The organism is Halomonas sp. 3D7M (assembly GCF_014897885.1).
In the GTDB taxonomy this organism is placed as follows: domain Bacteria; phylum Pseudomonadota; class Gammaproteobacteria; order Pseudomonadales; family Halomonadaceae; genus Vreelandella.
This window is the reverse complement of record NZ_JABUZF010000154.1, coordinates 9,217-11,792: the sequence shown is the minus strand read 5'-3', so window position 1 is coordinate 11,792 and position 2,576 is coordinate 9,217. Positions and strand designations below refer to the sequence as shown.

The window sequence follows — 2,576 nt, the reverse complement described above, 5'->3', positions numbered from 1 at the left end:
CGTACCCATGGTGGGGATCGACCCGGCGATGACGCTGACCTACCGCCAAGAGTACGTGAAAGCCTTAGGTGCCGAGCAGGTCCCCGAGGTGTTCATGCTGCAAGAGTGGCTGGCTACCCGTATGAACACGCTAGCGCCTCGCCCACTGAACCTAACCGACCCTGGCTTTAAGCTGCTGTCTCACTGCACCGAAAAGACCAACGCCCCAGGCAGCCCAAAGGCTTGGCAGCAGGTGTTTGCGGCATTTGGTTTAGAGCTGGAGTTAGCCATCACAGGGTGTTGCGGCATGTCGGGCACTTACGGGCATGAAACGCGTAATGTCGCAACCTCCAAAACCATTTATGCCCAATCCTGGCAGCCCCAGGTGGAAGCCGACGAAAACACGGGCAAGCTGCTCGCCACCGGCTANNNNGGGCAAGCTGCTCGCCACCGGCTACTCCTGCCGTAGCCAGGTGAAACGCTACTCAGCACAAACGTTGCACCACCCGCTTCAGGCACTACTTACATGCCTCAAGCGGGAAAGTTAATAAGCGTTTAACACCATTGATTAAAAAAACAGCTGCTTGAGGGCTTGGCCAGGGTCCTCTTCACGCATAAAGGCTTCACCAACCAAGAAACCGTTCACCTCATGGTCGCGCATTAGCTCCACGTCATCGCGGGTATGGATTCCGGATTCAGTGATGACCGTGACGCCTTCAGGAATGCGCGGCAGGAGGTCTAATGTGGTGTTCAGACTGGTCTCGAAGGTATGCAAATTACGGTTGTTGATGCCCACCAGCTTTAGATCCAGCGCTAGGGCACGCTCTAACTCAACGGCGTCATGCACTTCTACCAGTACATCCATGCCTAACGCATTGGCTTGCTGATGCAGATCGCGCAGCTGGGTGTCGTCTAGGGCAGCAACAATCAGCAGGATGCAGTCTGCACCGATGGCACGCGCTTCGGTTACCTGATAGCGATGGGTAATAAAATCTTTACGAATAACGGGAAGGTCACAGGCATCGCGGGCAGCGATCAGAAAGTCTTCATGCCCCTGGAAGAAATCGGCATCCGTTAATACTGACAAGCAGGCTGCGCCGCCCTCAGCATAACGCTTAGCGATATCGTCAGGATGAAAATCCTCACGTATCACGCCTTTGGAAGGCGAAGCTTTTTTCACCTCAGCGATAACCGCTGCGTCACCAGCGGCAATACGCGCATTCAGTGCAGCAATAAAGCCACGGGGGGCGCTTTGCTTGTCAGCCAACGCCAGCAGTTCTGCTTCAGAAACCGCTTGTCGGCGCTCGGCTACTTCTTCGTCTTTACGAGCCAAAATACGCGTTAAAATTGTTGGCGTTGCCTGGTCAGTCATTAGATTTTTTACCTTTTAAAGACGCTAGTGAAGTGTGAAAGCTCTCGAAGCTTCTCTAGCGGTAACTTTGAGGCCTGCGCATCCTGGGCCACCATCACCCCTTCTTTTAAGCTGTCGGCCACACCAGAGCAGTAAAGTGCGGCACCCGCATTAAGGGCCACTATATCTGCCGCCGCACCCTCGCCACTCAATGCGGCTTTTACCAGTCGTAAGCTGTCTTCAGCGCTGGCTGCTTTAAGCGTAGCTAAGCTTTGTCGCTCAATACCCAACTCTTCTGGAGTGATGGTGTACTCAGTAATTTCGTCATCTTTTAGTTCAGCCACGCGCGTCGGTGCCGCCAAGGAAATTTCATCCAAGCCATCTTCAGAGCACACCACTAACACGTGGCGACTGCCAAGCTTGCGCAGCACTTCAGCCATCAACGGCACTAACTCCGGCGAGTAAACCCCCAGCACCTGGTTAAGCGCACTTGCAGGGTTAGTCAACGGGCCAAGGATGTTAAACAGCGTGCGCACGCCCATCTCCCGGCGCGGCCCGATAGCGTAGCGCATAGCCGGGTGATGATTGGGGGCAAACATAAAGCCCACGCCAACCTGTTCGATACAGCGCGCTACCTGTTCAGGCTTAAGATCAAGGTAAATGCCGGCGATATCAAAAAGGTCTGCACTGCCCGACGAAGAAGAGACGCTGCGGTTACCATGCTTAGCGACATGAGCGCCCCCAGCAGCCGCCACAAAGCTAGCCGCCGTAGAAACATTAAACAGGTTCGCACCATCACCGCCGGTGCCGACAATATCCACTACGTTATCGGTGTGCAGTTCAACGCGCTTCATGAGTTCGCGCATCACCTGTGCCGCCGCGCTAATTTCCTCGGCGCTCTCGCCTTTCATGGCAAGCCCCACTAGCAGGCCACCAATTTGCGCATCGGAGGCTTCGCCGGTCATGATCTGGCGCATTAGCGCGTGCATCGCATTGAAAGAGAGGTCTTCGCGGCGCATCACCGCGTTAATTGCATCTCGCATTTGCATGAACAGAAAAGCCCCTAAAGCGTATAAATTTGGCAATCAGCCGCGTTTTAAAAAGTTAGCCAATAACGCATGGCCTTGGCGCGTGAGTATTGACTCAGGGTGAAACTGTACCCCTTCAACATCCAGGCTGCGATGACGAAAGCCCATTATCAGCCCTGGCGTAACGTCATCGTCTGCGGTCCAGGCAGTGATTTCAA

3 protein-coding genes and 1 pseudogene are annotated in these 2,576 nt (G+C 54.5%); 1 reads left to right on the top strand and 3 read right to left on the bottom strand.

Annotated elements, in window-relative coordinates:
- A pseudogene (locus INT22_RS07425) lies at positions 1-527 on the top strand (FAD-binding oxidoreductase); the annotation flags it as partial.
- 20 nt (positions 528-547) lie between these two features.
- On the opposite strand, the gene trpC reads toward INT22_RS07425, so the two are convergent.
- The 3 genes from trpC to INT22_RS20425 form a co-directional block, all read right to left on the bottom strand.
- On the bottom strand, positions 548-1,351 hold the full coding sequence (trpC, locus tag INT22_RS07420) for an indole-3-glycerol phosphate synthase TrpC (RefSeq protein WP_089038614.1): 804 nt from the start codon (positions 1,349-1,351) through the stop codon (positions 548-550).
- 8 nt (positions 1,352-1,359) lie between these two features.
- Positions 1,360-2,379: an anthranilate phosphoribosyltransferase gene (gene trpD / locus INT22_RS07415; protein ID WP_193060907.1), complete on the bottom strand. Its 1,020-nt coding sequence runs from the start codon at positions 2,377-2,379 to the stop codon at positions 1,360-1,362.
- A gap of 36 nt (positions 2,380-2,415) precedes the next feature.
- A partial coding sequence (locus tag INT22_RS20425; RefSeq protein WP_446718933.1) for a glutamine amidotransferase-related protein occupies positions 2,416-2,576 on the bottom strand: 161 nt, incomplete at its 5' end.